Source organism: Tautonia rosea (assembly GCF_012958305.1).
Taxonomy (GTDB): domain Bacteria; phylum Planctomycetota; class Planctomycetia; order Isosphaerales; family Isosphaeraceae; genus Tautonia; species Tautonia rosea.
The window spans coordinates 130,312-146,794 of record NZ_JABBYO010000009.1 but is presented as its reverse complement, the minus strand read 5'-3'; the positions used below and the strand labels follow the sequence as shown (position 1 = coordinate 146,794).

Sequence of the window (16,483 nt, the reverse complement as noted above, 5' to 3'; positions counted from 1 at the left end):
CCCCCGGCTTGCGGGCCTTGCAAGGCTTAATCCCTTGGATCGGGTCCAATCCTCGCTCCCGGTCGGAGCCTGAACCCGGCAACAGGTGTCGCCCGATCCTGAGGGCTGATTGCAGGGCGAGTTGCCTGAAGGGCGTCTTGCCGGGCCTCAAGCTGCGCACGCTGGGCGGCGCGGCGTTGTGCAGTCCGCTCACGCTGTGCCTCCTGGATCACCGTCATGCGATCGCGCCAGGAGGTCGCCGAAGGCCGCGATCCCGGCGAGTTCGCCCCGACGGTCGGAGCCATGCCGGCCGTCGAGAAGGTGCGTAGGGTCGGATCGACTGGGCCACCGGCAAGGTTCACGCCGATGGTGGACCCGTCACTGAAGTTCAGGCGAACAAAATAAGGCCGGCCGACCTCCACCATGTACGGCTGGACGTATAGTTCGGCGCGATCGGTGCCGGGAGCATGAACCAGGGCCGCCTTCCAGTAGATGGGGCTGGTCATGTTGGATTGCCAGATCCCCCCTCCCCACCCTCGGACCTCGGCCGAGACGATCGACCGATCGGTCGGTAGGCCGGTCAGGGCGATCCCCACATCCTGAAAGCCGTCGGAAGCGACGTGACTGACCGACCGCCCCACGAGATCAACCCCCACGCGTTGACCGAGCCAGATTCCGGTCGGAGCGGGGAAGGCGGCCGAGATAGTCGCCTCGGGGCCCAGGTTCCCGGCGGCGTCGATGGCTCGGACGGAAACCGGGGTCGGGTCGAACGGCAAGCCTCGGGCACGAAACGAGGTCGCCCCGGCGAGTGGAATCGTCGGGCCGTTCCCCACGCGGTAGACGTAATCAACCGCGTCGGCCAGTCGATTGAACTGGAAACGCCCACTTCCCAAATGGGTGAGGCCCGTGACCGGAGCCGGTGGTGTGGTGTCGATCCGCACGACGACCGAAGGCCCGTCGGTGGCATTGCCGGCGGCATCGATTCGACGGATGGCAAAGGAATAGGCCCCATCAGGCAGAGGACCATCAGTCCGCAGACTCCCCGAGCCGATGATCTGATCGACAGCCTGGCCATCGCGGAGCAAGACGAGCCGGTCCTGATCGGAAATCACTGCCTGGAAGGTCGGTCGGTTCAGGCGAGTGAGATTGTCGGAACTGGAACTCCCGGTGTCCTGGCCCGGGCCCAGCTTCACGACGACCGGAGCGGGTGGCGAGGTGTCGATCGTGATCGTCAATGGTTCGCCGGTCGAGGCATTGCCGGCGCTGTCGATCCGACGAACGGCTAGCCGATGTTCACCGTCGGGCAGGGGGGTACTAACCAGTAACGGTCCCGGTCCGACACGCCGATGCAGCTCCGTCTCCGTTCCACCGACGAGTCGCAGCAGAACGAACGTCTCGCCTGGATCCCCCTCGGCCGTCAAAACCGGGGCGGCGATCCGGGTCACGCGGTCGGTACTCGAAACGCCCGTATCTTGTCCCGAGCCGACTTTCGGTGTGATGGGCAAAGGCGGGGTCGTATCCAGCGTAAACGTCAGCCGAGCTTCCGGGCTGGTCCGCCCGTAATCGTCAATCGCCCGGACGAAGACCGTGATCGTTCCGTCGCTCAGGTTTCGGGGAAGGAAGTTGTTGGCGTCCAGGATTGGCTGATATGAGCCCTGTCCGTCCCAACGGTACTCAAAGCCAACCGCCCAGTCGGGCCGATCGACCGCAAGGCGCGCGTCGGAGGTCAGACGGTCACTGTTGCTCATGCCGGTGTCGGCGACCAGTCGCAGGCCATTCGGTGCGCTGAGCGGTTGCGATGGCAGCGGGATGTACTGGGTCGAGACGGCCGTGCCGTTGAAGGTCATTGTGTCGGCCCGGATCGTCGCGCCGCTGGTGATTGTCGGGGGCAGCTTGACGACGTTGCCGCTAAGGGTCATCCGAATTTCGAACGGGTCGATGGAGCGAGGGTCGCCGAGGAGCATGGCCGTCGGCGGGGTCGCGGTGTTGAACTGAGAGAAATAGGCCGGGGACCAGGCGAACAGGTTGTCCTTGATCTGGAGATCGACATAAGTGCGCCCCTGGCTCCGTTTTCCCTGAGGATAACGGACGATCCCGGCGTCGAGTCCTCCCTGGCTCTCTTCGATCGTGTTGCCAATGAACCGAACGTCGTTTTGAGGCGTGTGAGTCCAGGCCCAGTGCACGGTTGACTCGGACGCGGCGGACTCGATCCGGACAGGAGCGCCTCCAAGGAAGTGGTTCTCCCGGACCTCAACACCAAAATGGGCTCCGGCGAGGACAAGCGGCGAAGCCTCGGAACCCCCTCGAACATCGACGGTATTGTCTGCGATAACCAGATCGACGAACCCGGACGAGACCGAGACCGCGCCGAGCGGTGCATTGGTCGAGAGGGGACGATCAAGCAACAGCGTTTGCGGGTCGATCACATGAGCGATCCGACGCCACTGACCGGCATCGGGTCCGGACAGGACCGCGACCACATCTCCCGACCGGATCGCACGGCCCTGAGGAGGCGGAATCTGGAGAATCAGGCCGTTGTTCGAGAGGGCCAGCGGCATTCCTTCGAAGGGAACGTGATAGGCCTCGGTCAGGATCACTTCGGGGTTGTTTGGGTGGGGCTGCGGATCGTCGTCCCGAGGGCCGATTCCCTCCACTCGGTTCCGTTCGACTCGAATGTTCGACCCGTCCTGGGTCATGACCAGGAAGCGGTAGGTCTTGCCCGAACCCGGAAGCGGAGAGGCCACGTTGTCTCGGACGGTGACATCGTGTGCCCAGCTCATGGCGAAGACGTCGTGCGTCCAGGTTCCTGGCATCGCACCGAGATAGGTATTGCCGGCAATTTCCCAGGGTCCGTTGAAGACCCGAACCGATCCGCCACGCAACTGATTGTCGAGAATCCGGCCGTTCTCGGCCGAGGTCAGATTCACGAGCAAGGCCGTGTATTCGAGTTTGCCGCCAATTGCCGAGGCCGGTGGGCCTTCCAGGTCGAGGTTCGAGAGGACGAGACCGACCTTGACCGTACCCGTGGTCTTGTCGCGACCATCGGTGCTGAGAATGACTGCCGGATCGTACGGCACCGACCAGTCCCACCGCACCGGACCGGCGAATCGCACGGCAAAGCCATCGAGCGTTGTGTTGCCGTGGTGAACGGTGATCGCCGAGGACCAGGCCGGGGCATTGCTCGGTTGAGCGAAGCGGAGGGTCGCACCAGGATCTGCCGTGATCTGGATGGCCCGGTTGAGGATCAAGGGCCGATCCAGGTCGTAAACACCCTTTGAGAGGTGGACCGCGCCAAACCCGTCAACGAGCGATTGCAAATTGTCTCCCGGTCGCGCGACCACGCGAGAAGCCTCCGGCCGAGGGGCCTTGAGGGTCGCGTCGATCGGCCCGTGATTGATCCGAACGATCGAGAACGTGCCGTCGTCGTACTGGAGACGGAGGGTCATCACGCCCGCCTGGGCTTTGGATCGGGCCGCGAAGGCGATCGAAGCGCGGGTCGGGTCGTTCGGATCGCGCCGGAAGGTCAGCGGCCGAGACGACGGTTCGACCGCAACCGGGGCAGTGCCCGAGATGTTGGAAGTAGCCGAGTATGCCCAGGTCACGCCTCGATCGGAGCCGCTGAGCGAGGCACCGATGACGGTTCGATCGCTCGGCAATCCGGCCAGACTCACCGCGGCGGCTCCGGGGCCTGCGATCGGGTCGTTAGCCTGGCCGAGCCACTGCGCGGCGATCGCATCGGATCGGATTGGCACGGTGCGCGCGGGAGCGACGGTGAGGGCCGGGTTGGTTGGCCCGGCGTTCAGATCAACGAGGTCGATCGTGTTGTCGGCATAAACGATGGTGACGGTCAGCGGGAGGCCATTGAGATCTTGCTCGGGCTGGAGGAACAGGGAGCCGCGGGTGGGATCGGTCGTACTTCGAACAAACTCGGCGTTGGGCAGACCTTTGGGATTGGCCCCCGACTGCCAGGCAAGGCTGCCGGGGCCTCTCACGTCGATCGTTGTGATGGCGACCGTCGGCGACAGGTTGGTCATGGTGATGACCGCGTCCTGTCGACCATCGGGACCAACTGAGGCCCCGGAGCCGACGCGGTCGGAGCCGTCCTGACCCAGCCAGGCAAGCCGCGCCGTGAGTTCGGGCATGCGGAAGGTTGGATCGGCGATCCCCCCGGCGAACGAGATCAAGGTGGTCGATCCGTCCTCAAACCAGAGCCGGACGCTGAAGGGTCGGCCGACCTCGACGCGATTCGGCTCGAAGAAAAGGGCGGCTTCGGGCGAGTCGTTGACCCGGACGAAGGCGGCGGCCCAGTGGGCACCAGAGCCGTTGTAGGTCCAGATACCTCCGCCGTAACCCCGGACCTCGGCCGAAGTGACCGCTTGGTCGGCCGGGAGATTGTCCAGTCCGATCCGAATATCCTGGACACCGTTCGGTCCGGGGGTTGTTGAGCGGCCGACGAAGTCATGACCATCCTGGCCAATCCAGGTGGCAATCGGTGCGATGCCGCTCAGCAAGGTCCGGATTTCCAACGTGTCACACACAGGGCGAACGGGACGCTTCCGTGACGTGCTCATGACTGAGAATGCCGAATCTCAAAGGTTACGTCGCCCGAACGATCATCCCTGGTTGCGACAGGTAGTCCGTATGCCTCCCTGGCTTGTTCCTGATCGAGTTCTTGACTGCGAAATAACCGATTCCGAGGTCCAGGGGCTAAAGGTCTTCAAATGCGTCCATTCCAAACGAACAAACGAACGCATGGGGGAGTTTGAATCCACCCGCCCCAACCTCTCCCGAAACCGCATCTCCCTTGCCTGATTTCTGGAATTCGAATCCCTCACGCGGACGACGAACCCGAACACCTGCCGAGGCAGCAAGTGATCAGGAACAATCTCAAACGATCGACCCGAGCAAATCCCGGCTCCGAGCGAGTGCAAGAACCAGGACCTGCAGGGAGCGAGTCAAACGCCCTGATGGGTCCTTATTCGGAGCTTAACACGCGGTGCCCGGGTCGGTCGGCAATTCCTCAAGATTGCAGGTCCGATCGTTCGGGCTTTTGCTGGAAAACGCCCATGGGTCGGGTCCGGCCGATGAGCAGAAAGAGGATGATTCCCAGCGTTGGAACCGCGCAGAAGATGAGCAGTGACAACCAGGTGCGCCAGCTCCTCGGATCGGCCCGTTCCAGCAAGACGACCGCCGCCCAGGCTGCCGTGCCGAAAAAATCGAGCATGGCAAAGGCAAAGACGCGATCCTCCCGGAGCAGCTCCCAGAGCCGAGGGGAGTCAAGACCCACGGTGCGCTGAATTTCCCAAAGGAGCCAGAGCCCCAGCGGCGCGAAGCCGATCAGAAGAAGCCAGCCGGTGATCGACTTGCGGCTGGGTTCGATTGGATGAGTGGTGGCGTCTGCGTGACTCATGGTGATTCTCGGACTCTCTACTTCGGCAGAACGGGGGTGGTGGTGTCTTGCGGCCAGAACGGGCCGGGAACCCTCCCGGCTGTGTTGGTCTCGATGGTAGGATAGGCACTCGAACCGGCCGAAGTGCACGTTGATCTTGGTCGGTGATTCTGGATCGTCTGCGATGGTATTGCCTGGCTTCATTTTGAAGGGACCGACCCAGCATGTCCGGATCGTCTTCCGCCGCCGACACGCGATGGGGATTTCTCGGCGCGGGCAAGATGGCCTCGGCCCTCATCCGCGGGATGATTCGGGCCGGCGTTGTTGCTCCGTCGGCCATCGCCGTCAGCGATCCGGTGCGAGAGGCCCGCGAGGCGATGACGGCCGAGGGGGTGACGGCGTGCAGTTCGAATGCCGAAGTGGCCGATCGAAGCGACGTCCTGGTGCTGGCCGTCAAGCCTCAGGCGATGACCGCCGCGCTGAACGAACTGGCCGGCGGAGGACGAGGGAAGCTGGTGATCTCGGTGGCCGCGGGCATCTCGGTGACGCAACTCTCGGCGGGACTTGGCCCCGAAGCGCGCGTTGTCCGCGTGATGCCGAACACCCCGGCCCTCGTCGGTGAAGGGACGGCGGCCTACTGTTTGGGGCCGAGCGTTTCGGGAGAAGATGAAACCTTGGTCCTTCGGCTGCTGGAGTCGGTTGGCATCGCTCGCCGCGTTCCGGAAGGATTGATGGACGCCGCGACGGGTCTTTGCGGCAGCGGGCCGGCGTTTGTGTACGCGATGATTGAAGCGCTTTCCGATGGCGGTGTGCGGGTGGGACTTCCCCGCGATCTCGCCACCGTGATGGCTGCCCAAACGGTGCTTGGAGCCGCCCGAATGGTCCTGGAAACCGGACAGCATCCGGGGGTCTTGAAAGATCAGGTCACCAGTCCCGGAGGTACGACCATTGCCGGGATTCATGCCCTGGAACGCGGCGGCCTGCGCGCTGCCCTGATCGACGCCGTGCAGGCCGCCGCCTTGCGATCGGCCGAGCTGGCCGAGGGCCGATGACCGCCATTGCCGTCACCGGCCCTGCGTTTCGAAGGGTGTGACCCTCCAATCAGAGGTTGCTCGAAAGCCCTGCGACGTCGGTGTCGGACAACGCCTGGCCCACGGCAAAGAGCGAGGCGATCCGACCACCAAAGTGAGCCTGGCCGGTCGATTCCACCGGCCCCCCGATTCTCATGGTGGCTCCGTCGAGACTGGTTCCAGGGTTGATCGTGGCCGCTGCGCCGGACGGAGTTCCGTCCACAAAGACCTGCAAGGCCGTGCCCTGACGCCGGACCCCGACCACCACATCCACGCCCGGCGTGATCGTGACGGAAGATGAGGTGGTGACGAGTGTTCCTCCCGCTGGTCGGTACGAGGCAACGACGTGGCCGGTCGGGGTGACCGCCAGTCGATTGACGATGCTGGCAACGGCATCGGCCTCGGTGAAGACGACGGCCGGATTCGTCGTCGGCAAGGCGTTGAGCCGAAGCTTGCCGAGCAGGGTGAAGTTCTCCCGATTGCCGACAATCGGCGCGGCCCGGTTCAGGCGGTCGTCGATGCCATCGAAGTCGAGAGTGCCGGCCGATTGCCAGGTCGGCCGCTGACTGACCGTGTCCTGAGTCATTCGGATCGAGGCGATCTGATCCACCCAGGATTGAACCGGATCGAGGTTGTCGGCCGGTCCGGAAATGGATCCGTCAGCGGCGACGGGGTTGTTTATGGGTGTCAAGTGGTTCGATCCGTGTGCGTCTCGGCGTTCTCCGGAGCGTTCGTCCAGCTCCCAGAACGACACGAGGCCCCAGTCCGCTTTCTGCGCGGCGGTGAGCTGGCTATAGGAGACCCCCGCGCCGCCGTTGTACAAGGTCGCGTGAAGGTTGGCGATGACCGCGCTGATCGACACGGGCTTGCCGAAGATGACCTGATCGAGCCGTCCGGCGTGCAAGCGGTCGTAGGTCGGGGGGGATGACGCCTGGGAGGCTCCCAGAAGCAGCGGGGCATCGGTCGGGGTGATCGAGTTCGTCGGGGTGTTCTCATCGGACGCCGCGGCGTTGATCCGCAAGCGGATCTTGTCCGCCGCGTAATCACGCCAGGCGATCACGAAGTACCATTGACCTGTTGCGGCGGCCCCGAAGGAATTGGAAACGACGCTGTTTGCCGTGCCGGTCCCGGCAGTACGGAAAAAGAAGCGATTCGAGGCAAACGTGCCTGTCGAATCGTAGCCCAGGATCCATTCCCGATCGGCGGGCGTGGGCTGCTTGCACGCGAAGGTCCGGACCCCCATCGTGTCGATCCAGGCCCAGGTTGCGATGAAAAAGTCGGTTCCGCCGGCCCGAAGTGCCGCGTTGCTCGCGGCAGAAAGCAACTGATTGGTCCCGTTGAACTGCGCAGCTCCCCGAGCGCTCACGCCCGAAGCGGCGTTGAGCCAGAGCAAGCGATCGGGAGCCGTTTCAGGAGTTAAAGGAGGCGGAGGCGGAGGCGGAGGCGGAGGCGGAGGCGGAGGCGGAGGCGGAGGCGGAGGCGGAGGCGGAGGCGGAGGCGGAGGCGGAGGCGGAGGCGGCGGAGGAGGCGGTGGCAGTGAAATCGGTGCCATATTTTTTGGTCGAAGAAAATACAATCGACGTTGACTCACAGGTGTCGTCTCCAGATGCCTCTCGGGAGGATCGCAAACCGTCCGTCTCGGAGGCGAGAGGGTTCGTGGTTGCCGATTGGCAACGCGATGGCTCATGCCTGGGGGTGGTTCGTGGCCTTCATGCTGACGACGTTGTCAGCGGACGAACCGACCGGTCGCTCCCGATCCCGGCGCAAAGGTCCGACATTCTTTAACTATCGTGAAGTTTGCGGATCTCAGTCACACAAAATGAGAAGTTCGAGCCCCCGGTGCTGGTCCGGGACAGGCGGCGTTGACAGTTTCTGGAGGGATCTGCTACGGTTCCGGCGCTCGGAGGAGTGGATTCGTGTGCGAGCCCCCAATGGATGGGCATGTCGAGGCACGCAATGGCGTCTGTCTCGTCTCTGGCCGGTAAGGCCCCAGGATTCCGTTGAGTTGAGTTGCCATGTACATCGTCACGGGCGCGGCGGGCTTTATCGGCAGCAATATTGTCCACGCCCTGAACCAGCGAGGCGTTTCGGACATCCTTGCCGTCGACACACTCCAGTACGGCGATAAGTTCCGGAACCTGAGCGACCTGGTGATCGCCGATTACATGGACATCGCCGAGTTTCGTGATCAGATTCGCAAGAATGCCCCCTTCGGCGGTCAGGTCCGAGCGATCCTTCATCAAGGAGCCTGTGCCGATACGACCGAGTCCGACGGCCGCTACATGATGGACAACAATTTCACCTTCTCGAAGGAGTTGCTCCACTGGGCGACCGACCGGAACGCGGCCCTCGTGTATGCGTCCAGCGCCTCGGTCTACGGCAACAGCACCATCTGCCTCGAATCGCCCGAGTGCGAAAACCCGCTCAACGTCTACGCCTACTCGAAACTCCTGTTTGACCGCTATGTGGCCGCCGCGCGATCACGTCTGACCTCGACGGTCGTCGGGCTTCGGTATTTCAACGTTTACGGCCCCCGCGAAGGATTCAAGGGGCGGATGGCCTCGATGGTCTACCAGCTCCATCGGCAACTGGCCAAGGACGGGGTCGCCCGGCTCTTTGAAGGGACTGATGGCTACGAGGCCGGCGAGCAGCGACGCGATTTCGTCTTCGTCGGCGACGTGGCCCGGGTCAACCTGTTCTTTGCCGAGGGGACGCCTCGAGTGGGCGTCTTCAACGTCGGCACGGGAGCAAGCCGGAGCTTCAACGACATTGCCCGGATCGTAATCGACGAACTGGGGCGCGGGAGCATTGAGTACATTCCCTTCCCCGATTCACTTCGGGGGAAGTACCAGTCGTTCACCCAGGCTGATCTGACACAATTGCGAGCGGCCGGTTATGATGCGGCCTTCACGCCACTGGAGGAGGGGATTCGGCAGCTCATGGCCGCCTCCTGTTCCTGAGCGGTGTGTTCGCCTCACCAGATGGGGCGCTCGATCGAGGACGATCGGTTGCTTGCAATTGAATTGAGCCGGAGAGGCAGGATGCCTCCCGAGGCGAGCCCCTCCCGGGGCTCCCGGAACCAGACAAAGGAGTGATGCCCGTGATCGACTGGTCGAGCGTGCGGGCCCTGGTCCTCGGCGATGTGATGCTGGACCGCTATCTTGAGGGAGACGTCAACCGCATCTCCCCCGAAGCGCCGGTCCCCGTTGTCCGATTGACTCACGAGTGGTATCGACCAGGAGGGGCGGGGAACGTCGCCGCCTCGCTGGCGGGTCTTGGATGCCGGACGACCCTGGCCGGTGCCGCCGGGGAGGACCCCGAAGTTGATCGCCTTCGTCGCGCCCTGTTCGACGCCGGCGTGGCCGATTGCGCCCTCGTGGAACGACCCGGGAGCCGGACGATCTGCAAGACGAGGGTCGTCTCACACGGCCATCATCAGTTGCTCCGAATCGATCAGGACGGCGGGCGCGACGACTTCCGCGCCGCCGGAGACGACCTCCGCCAACGATTGCCGGAACTCCTGGCCGATCAAGACGTTGTGGTCCTCTCCGACTACGACAAAGGAACGCTTACCCCGGAACTCGTCCGGGCGACAATCAAGGCCTGCCGCGACCGGTCGATTCCCTGCATCGTCGACCCGAAGCAACTGGACTTTCGGGTCTATTCCGGGGCGACCTTGCTGACCCCCAACCTGCTCGAAGCTCGACGCGCCGTTGGCCGATCGCTCGACGATGACGAGTCGGTCGGCCAGGCCTGTGCCGAGCTTCGCGATGCATTGGGCCTCGATGCCATGCTCATCACCCGGGGGGCCGACGGAATGACCCTGGCCACGGGCAACGCCTTGCACCACTTCCCGGCCGAGGTCCGCCAGGTGGCCGATGTGACGGGAGCGGGCGATACCGTCGCAGCCGTGCTGGCGGCCTGCCTCGGTGGAGGCCTTCCGGTTGATCAAGCCTGTCGAGCCGCGAGCGTGGCGGCGGGGATCGCGGTCGGGCATCCGGGTTGCTACGTCGTCCAGGGGGCTGAGCTCGACTGGGCCTTGCGCGGCTGCTCGCCAAAGGTTCGGTCGATCGAGGCCGCCGCGCGGTGGGCTGGCAGCCAGCGGCGGGCCGGTCGTTCGATCGTCTTCACCAACGGCTGCTTCGACATCCTCCACGCCGGGCATCTCACCTGCCTGGAACAGGCCCGACGCTTGGGAGACGCCCTCATTATCGGTCTCAATTCCGATGCCTCGGTGCGAGGACTCAAGGGGCCGGAACGGCCGGTCGTGCACGAGAACCACCGGGCTGCCTTGCTCGCGGGGCTGGCCTGTGTTGATGGCGTCGTCGTCTTTGACGAGCCGACCCCCGAACGGCTCATCCGGGCGATTGAGCCCGATGTGCTGGTCAAAGGGGGCGATTACGCCGTCGATGGGATCGTCGGCGCCGAGATCGTTCGGGCGAGAGGCGGTCGGGTCGTCACCATCCCGCTTGTCCCTGGCCTCAGCACCACCTCGATCCTCGCTGCCTCTCGGGCCGTCGAGGGCCGTCGCGCGGCGAGCTGACGGGTGGACGGGCGAAGGCGATCGGGGCAGAATCGGGGCATCGGGGCGACCGCCTCGGCGTCCCGATTTCCGCGTTCGATTGCCGTTCGATTCGACCGACGTACCCAGGGTGTTCCCGTGATCGACCGTTCTCTTGGCTTCGCCCTGCTCGGCGTGGCGCTTGCCGGGCTACTGCCCCCTGTCATTTCCGAGGCCCAGGAGGCCGACCCCTTCGCCCATCTTCCGGCGACAATTGCCTGCGAAGGTGCCTATTCGAAGCACCTTCAGGGGGTCTGCACGAATGATCGAGACGCCCTCTACTGGTCGTTCACTGTCGATCTGGTCAAAACTGATCTCAGCGGCAAGGTGATTCGTCGTCTGCCGGTGGCCGATCATCACGGCGATCTCTGCCACCACGACGGCAAGATTTACGTGGCCGTGAACCTTGGCGCCTTCAACCAGCCGGCCGGTGAGGCTGAGTCGTGGATCTACGTCTACGACGCCGAAACGCTCGACGAACTCGGTCGGATCGAGGTTCCCGAACTGGTCCACGGGGCGGGGGGAATCGCCTACCAGAACGGCACCTTCCTCGTTGTCGGGGGCTTGCCGGAAGGGATCGAGGAAAATTACCTCTACGAATATGACGAATCGCTCGCCTTTCGACGACGGATCGTCTTGCCGTCCGGATACACACGCCTTGGCATTCAGACGGCAGCGTTTGTCGACGGCCACTGGTGGTTCGGCTGCTATGGATCGCCGCCGGAGTTGCTGAAGACCGATCGAAACTTCCGGATTGTTGGGCGCTGGAATTTCGACGCAGCCCTGGGGATCGTCGGCATTGGTCACGGCCGCGTCTTGGTCGCCTCGGGTCCTCGAGACGAGGAGGGCAATCACCTCGGAGTCGTGCATCTGGCCGAGGTCGACGACGCGACGGGTTTACGACCCCTCGACACCCCCAATCGCTGAGGCACCACACCCATGAGCCACCACCCGTTGCCGAAATGGATCGGGCGTCGTGCCTTTCTCGGCCAAGGGGTCTTGCTGCTGGGAGCGGCGAGCATGACCAAAAGCACCATCGCGGCTGCCTCAACCTTGCCGGGTCGATCGCTCGACGATCGCTCCGTGCTTCGCTTCGGCCTGATCACCGACCTGCACTACGCCGACAAGCCACCCGCCGGTTCGAGACACTACCGCGAAACCCCAACAAAACTGGCCGAGGCGTCCGAACGGTTCCAGGAAGCGTCACTCGACTTCCTCGTCGAGCTGGGCGACCTGATTGATGCGGCCGAATCGGTCGAGGTCGAGCTGAGTTATCTTGACCGGATTGATCAGGCGTTCTCGAAGATCGCCGAGCGTCGGGTTTATGTGCTCGGGAACCACTGTGTCGATACCTTGACCAAGGAAGAGTTTCTTGGCCGGGTCGGTCAGGAGCGTTCATTCGACTCGTTTGACGCAGGCGGATTTCACTTCGTCTGGCTCGACTCCTGCTTCCGAAGCGACGGCGAGCCGTACGGCCGGAAGAACTCGGTCTGGACCGATGCGAATGTCCCCGCCTTCGAGCTGGATTGGCTTCGCGACGACCTCGCCGCGACCGCGTTTCCGACGATCATTTTTGCCCATCAGCGCCTCGATGATCCCGGCCCGCACGGGGTACGGAATGCGGAAGTGGTCCGAGACATTCTCGAAGCCTCCGGCAAGGTCCGGGCGGTCTTCCAGGGGCACAGCCACCAGAACGACCTTCGGGAGATGGGCGGCATCCCCTATTGCACGCTGGTGGCGATGGTCGAGGGGTCCGGGGCCGACCAGAACGGCTACGCGGTGGTGGACCTGCTCGACGACGGAACGATCCGCGTCGATGGTTTTCGTCGCCAGTCGGATTACGCATGGCGAGCGAAACAACTCCCCGGTTCCCAGTAAGTCAGGTTATCCCTGAGGATTAAGTCGGCTCGTCCAGGGCTGGGTGGTCAGACGGAGCTTCGTCCCAGGTCAAGCCGGCAGCGGCGAGGTCGGGAGGGGAAAGCTCGAGGAATCGGGAGAGCAAGGAGTCTCTGCCCCAATCCTCGTTTTCGATTGCTTCGAGCGGGGGGAGATCCTGCACCCCGAAGCGGTTGACCAGCAGGTCATAAGCCTCAGCCACACCGAGCTCGACAATCGAAACCGGTCGTTCGGGGCTCGCCTTGGGGTTCATGGGGCAATACCTTCCGAATGGCTTCGGAGTCCCAACCCACTCCTGTCGGACCGGACCTTACGAGCGGACCCAGGGACGGGGGTTTCGGAAGGCCAAGGGATCAGGGTCTTCGATCACGATCACCGGAGCGAGTTGCCAGACCCCTTTGCCTCGGTAAATCCAGGAGTAGCCGGCCGGAGCATCGTTGGCCCGCAGTCGCTGCTCCTCGGCCCGGACCTGACCCAGCTCGGACCGGGCCGCGAGGAAAATAAACGCCGCCAGCACGACCTGCATGAGCAGGATCGGAGAGCCGGTCACAACCATCGCCACCAGACAGCCGATCCCGGCGAAGATGGCGAGGCCTTGACCAATCGCCGCGGCGATCTCGGTCGCTCGCAGCCGCCCAATCTGACTGCTCAGTAAGGCGCGGAGCACCCGGCCGCCGTCCATCGGAAAGATCGGGATCAGGTTGAACCCGGCCAGGATCGCATTGACCATCAACAGATCTGCCAGTAACGCTCCGATCGACCCGGCGGCCAGGCCGGGCGCGAGCATGCCCAGCAGCCCTCCCATCGCCAGCAGCATCAAGGCCAGCACCACGTTGACGGCCGGACCCGCCAGTGCGATCAACAACTCGGCTCCGGGAGCGCGGGGCATCCGATGCAAGCGGGCCACCCCGCCGATCGGATAGAGCGTGATGTCTTCGGTCGGAATCCCGTACCGGCGCGCCATCAACGCATGGCCCAACTCATGCAGCACGACGCATCCGAACAGCGCCGAGACGACCAGCACTGCTCCGAGACCCTGACTGAAGACAACCAGAACGGCCATCATCAGCAGGAACGTGGCATGCAGATACAGATCGATTCCTGCAACCCGGCCGATCTTCCACGCCAATCGGATCATCGATAAACCCTTCGCACCCAGAAAACTCCTGTTCATTCTAGGCACGCTCGATCATCTCGGGAAGTTCATCTTCAATCGGTTCTGAAGATAGGTCAGGGGATTTACGCTGTAACTCAGGGCAACCACCTGCGGCTTGGCTCATCGTTCCAGGATACCGGGGCGAGGCAGGGGGAAGCCCTTGACCACGACCTCAAGTTTCGGCCAGCGTTGGGCTTCGGTCACGACCTCGAATCCTCGTTCATCCACGACAATCGTATCTTCCGACCGGGCTGGGCCGATGCTTGGCGTCCATCGCACGGGCAGATGCGATCGCAACGGGAACGAAGTTTCGGGCAATAAAGGGCGCTCGACCGGGTGATAGCCGATGATCGCACCTTGCGTGGCCAGCGTCCACTCGTGCGGGTACCCAAACTTTTCGTAAATGCGCCGGACCCGACGGAAAACGTCGGCCACGGTCTGACCAGGCCGGGAGAAGTAGATCGCCGTGGCATCCACCATCGCGGCAACCGCAAGCGCCTCCTGCACAGGTTTTGGGACGGGACCGAACGAAACGATCCGGGTCACGGCCGCGCACAGGCCATGCCGACGGCCAATTGCCGTGATGGTGGCCATCCGCTCGATCGGTACCGACTTGAACATCGGCTGGCGGTAGCGCCTTGCCCGGTCGTCACCGGCCACGCAGAGATCCACCGGCGTGACCCCTTCGCGGAGCATCCGATGGGCGAGGTGGCCGGCCAGGTCCGCCTCGGTCTCCCCGGGATGGAAGTTCCGGCAGGTCGCCTCAACACAGAGGGTCATCGTCCGCCCCAGCTCACGGAGGCGCTGTCGTTCCAGCTTCGTCAGGGTCAGGCGAAGCTCGCCGAGCCCTTCCTGGTCGAGCGCGAGCCCCAGGCCGTGTGCATCTGTGACAACCTTCTTGCTCCGGCTCAGGGCCGCCACGTTCGCCTCAACCGGTTCATGCCAGGGGCGTTCCTTAAGGTGGAAACCAAGTCCGGCCACCTCCTCTTCAAAGATTCGGGGGCTCTGCACGTTGTCGGTCAAGATGGCCCGCGACTGCCGGTTGACGAACACCACTGCCGAGGCCCGTTCCGACGATCCCAGCTGTTGCCGAAGCTCTCCCCCGGCCGTGAACCAAGACACCGATTCGGCCCGCCCCAGAACGGCGGCATCGTAGCCGTTGCGTTCCAGGAACTCGACCACACGCTGGTGCTTCTCGTCCACATCGGCCCGGCGCTGCATCAACTCCGGATCGAGATGGTCGGCCGCCGGATCGGCCAGCACGGGAAGCGTCTCGGTGTGGGGATGGTCCTCAGCCGTTTCCAGAACCCGGCGTTCGGTCGCAATCTCGCCGCTGCTCGGGTTTCCGTCATCGTCGCCAAGGCTGAAGTAGACGTCTCCGACCCGAATTTCGGTAGACATGGCCGCTCCTCCTCCTCTGGTCGATCACACGTGACGTGATCGCATCAAGGGGTTCCCCAGATGATTCCGGGGGTCCGGTCGGTATGGGCACGCAGAACTCGGGCCAGTCGCGCACATGGATGTAGAAACCGGAAACGGATGGGTGAGTGTGTTGAGTCGTTGAGCTTCGGCACCCGTTGTTGACACATGGCCAGGTCTTTGTGAATCGCTCGTCGCTGGTGATGATCCGAGAGACGGGAGCAGGTCCGCGTAGTGATCGAGGCCGCTAATCACATCGGACGCTGGATTGGGCCTATGGTTCCGCGCCGTCTTCAAAATTGCAAGATTCTGGCGTCGGCGGCGATGCATCCTGGGTCGGGGCGGCTGCCGTCCGCTTTCGGAAGCGAAAGTCGCAAAACGGCGCCCCCTCCAGGATCGTCTGGGATCGGGTTAACTCGATCTCTGAATCAAAGCCGGAGGCGAGGGCCCCATCCCGACAACAGGAAAGGCTGGCTCCCAGCACGCCGAGACCCAACCGATGGTACATCTCGGCGTATCGGCATCGGGTCACGTTGAAGTCGAGCCGATCGGCCGATTGCTCCAGCAGGTCGATCTCCAGCGCACCCCCTTCGGTCCAGCGATCGAGCGTGCGGGCGAAGCCGAGCAGGCCCTCCGCGACTCCCGAACGCGCCAACTCCGCACCCGATTCCCGCGCCAGTCCCTCGACCACCCGGCGCAACAGGGCGATCGTCCGCTCCTCTCCCAGCTCCTCCCGCACGGCATTGATCAGCGGCGCGACAATCTTCGCCTCAATCTCCCGCTGTTCCAGTAGCGTGACGCGTCGAGACGGCGGTGGATGTTCATCCATGTCCTCGTCCTCTCGTCGGGGCTCCGAAGTCGGTTTTCGTCTCTCCCTAGAAGTTTAGCCCTTTCCGCCCGCCAGAACCCCACCGCTTCCCGGAAATGTCGTCTTCCGAGAACACCTCACCACGGACAATTGCACGATTAAGCGCGTTCCAGAATTCGCTTGACAGAAGCGTGCATGCACGCTC

General features: G+C 63.7%; 12 protein-coding genes. 5 read left to right on the top strand and 7 right to left on the bottom strand.

Features of this window, described 5'->3' with window-relative positions:
* Positions 1 to 26 precede the first annotated feature (26 nt).
* Positions 27 to 4,550, bottom strand: coding sequence for an Ig-like domain-containing protein (locus tag HG800_RS17165; protein ID WP_169977870.1), 4,524 nt, complete (start codon positions 4,548 to 4,550; stop codon positions 27 to 29).
* 449 nt (positions 4,551 to 4,999) lie between these two features.
* Complete coding sequence (locus HG800_RS17160; RefSeq protein WP_169977869.1) at positions 5,000 to 5,389, bottom strand: hypothetical protein; 390 nt, start codon at positions 5,387 to 5,389, stop codon at positions 5,000 to 5,002.
* 203 nt (positions 5,390 to 5,592) lie between these two features.
* On the opposite strand from HG800_RS17160, the gene proC reads away from it, so the two are divergent.
* Positions 5,593 to 6,420 (top strand): pyrroline-5-carboxylate reductase, encoded by an 828-nt coding sequence (gene proC, locus HG800_RS17155; RefSeq protein ID WP_169977868.1) that lies wholly within the window; start codon positions 5,593 to 5,595, stop codon positions 6,418 to 6,420.
* A 49-nt stretch (positions 6,421 to 6,469) separates the two neighbouring features.
* Here proC and HG800_RS17150 read toward each other — a convergent pair whose 3' ends face one another.
* Positions 6,470 to 7,831, bottom strand: a complete 1,362-nt coding sequence (locus tag HG800_RS17150; protein ID WP_182830381.1) for a LamG-like jellyroll fold domain-containing protein — start codon at positions 7,829 to 7,831, stop codon at positions 6,470 to 6,472.
* Between the two features lie 622 nt (positions 7,832 to 8,453).
* Between HG800_RS17150 and rfaD the strand changes: the two genes are divergently transcribed.
* From rfaD to HG800_RS17130, 4 genes are all read left to right on the top strand, one after another.
* Positions 8,454 to 9,398 carry an ADP-glyceromanno-heptose 6-epimerase gene (rfaD, locus tag HG800_RS17145; RefSeq protein ID WP_169977866.1) on the top strand — a complete coding sequence of 315 codons (945 nt, stop codon included), beginning with the start codon at positions 8,454 to 8,456 and terminating at the stop codon, positions 9,396 to 9,398.
* A 140-nt stretch (positions 9,399 to 9,538) separates the two neighbouring features.
* On the top strand, positions 9,539 to 10,981 hold the full coding sequence (rfaE2, locus tag HG800_RS17140) for a D-glycero-beta-D-manno-heptose 1-phosphate adenylyltransferase (protein ID WP_206352322.1): 1,443 nt from the start codon (positions 9,539 to 9,541) through the stop codon (positions 10,979 to 10,981).
* A gap of 117 nt (positions 10,982 to 11,098) precedes the next feature.
* Positions 11,099 to 11,926 (top strand): hypothetical protein, encoded by an 828-nt coding sequence (locus tag HG800_RS17135; protein WP_206352321.1) that lies wholly within the window; start codon positions 11,099 to 11,101, stop codon positions 11,924 to 11,926.
* Positions 11,927 to 11,938: 12 nt separating this feature from the next.
* On the top strand, positions 11,939 to 12,877 hold the full coding sequence (locus tag HG800_RS17130; RefSeq protein ID WP_169977864.1) for a metallophosphoesterase family protein: 939 nt from the start codon (positions 11,939 to 11,941) through the stop codon (positions 12,875 to 12,877).
* Between the two features lie 19 nt (positions 12,878 to 12,896).
* Here the strand turns inward: HG800_RS17130 and HG800_RS17125 are convergent, their stop codons facing one another.
* The 4 genes from HG800_RS17125 to HG800_RS17110 form a co-directional block, all read right to left on the bottom strand.
* Positions 12,897 to 13,148, bottom strand: a complete 252-nt coding sequence (locus HG800_RS17125; RefSeq protein WP_169977863.1) for a hypothetical protein — start codon at positions 13,146 to 13,148, stop codon at positions 12,897 to 12,899.
* Between the two features lie 57 nt (positions 13,149 to 13,205).
* Complete coding sequence (locus HG800_RS17120; protein ID WP_206352320.1) at positions 13,206 to 14,033, bottom strand: site-2 protease family protein; 828 nt, start codon at positions 14,031 to 14,033, stop codon at positions 13,206 to 13,208.
* A 138-nt stretch (positions 14,034 to 14,171) separates the two neighbouring features.
* Positions 14,172 to 15,452, bottom strand: coding sequence for a M24 family metallopeptidase (locus tag HG800_RS17115; RefSeq protein WP_169977862.1), 1,281 nt, complete (start codon positions 15,450 to 15,452; stop codon positions 14,172 to 14,174).
* A gap of 292 nt (positions 15,453 to 15,744) precedes the next feature.
* On the bottom strand, positions 15,745 to 16,299 hold the full coding sequence (locus HG800_RS17110; protein ID WP_169977861.1) for an L-2-amino-thiazoline-4-carboxylic acid hydrolase: 555 nt from the start codon (positions 16,297 to 16,299) through the stop codon (positions 15,745 to 15,747).
* Between the last annotated feature and the right edge of the window lie 184 nt (positions 16,300 to 16,483).

Bases quoted from the DNA above. Each gene is read 5' to 3' on its own strand.
- HG800_RS17130 (WP_169977864.1), top strand. From the start codon at position 11,939: ATGAGCCACCACCCGTTGCCGAAATGGATCGGGCGTCGTGCCTTTCTC.
- HG800_RS17115 (WP_169977862.1), bottom strand. From the start codon at position 15,452: ATGTCTACCGAAATTCGGGTCGGAGACGTCTACTTCAGCCTTGGCGAC.
- HG800_RS17110 (WP_169977861.1), bottom strand. From the start codon at position 16,299: ATGGATGAACATCCACCGCCGTCTCGACGCGTCACGCTACTGGAACAG.
- proC (WP_169977868.1), top strand. From the start codon at position 5,593: ATGTCCGGATCGTCTTCCGCCGCCGACACGCGATGGGGATTTCTCGGC.
- HG800_RS17125 (WP_169977863.1), bottom strand. From the start codon at position 13,148: ATGAACCCCAAGGCGAGCCCCGAACGACCGGTTTCGATTGTCGAGCTC.
- rfaD (WP_169977866.1), top strand. From the start codon at position 8,454: ATGTACATCGTCACGGGCGCGGCGGGCTTTATCGGCAGCAATATTGTC.
- HG800_RS17165 (WP_169977870.1), bottom strand. From the start codon at position 4,550: ATGAGCACGTCACGGAAGCGTCCCGTTCGCCCTGTGTGTGACACGTTG.
- HG800_RS17160 (WP_169977869.1), bottom strand. From the start codon at position 5,389: ATGAGTCACGCAGACGCCACCACTCATCCAATCGAACCCAGCCGCAAG.
- HG800_RS17120 (WP_206352320.1), bottom strand. From the start codon at position 14,033: ATGATCCGATTGGCGTGGAAGATCGGCCGGGTTGCAGGAATCGATCTG.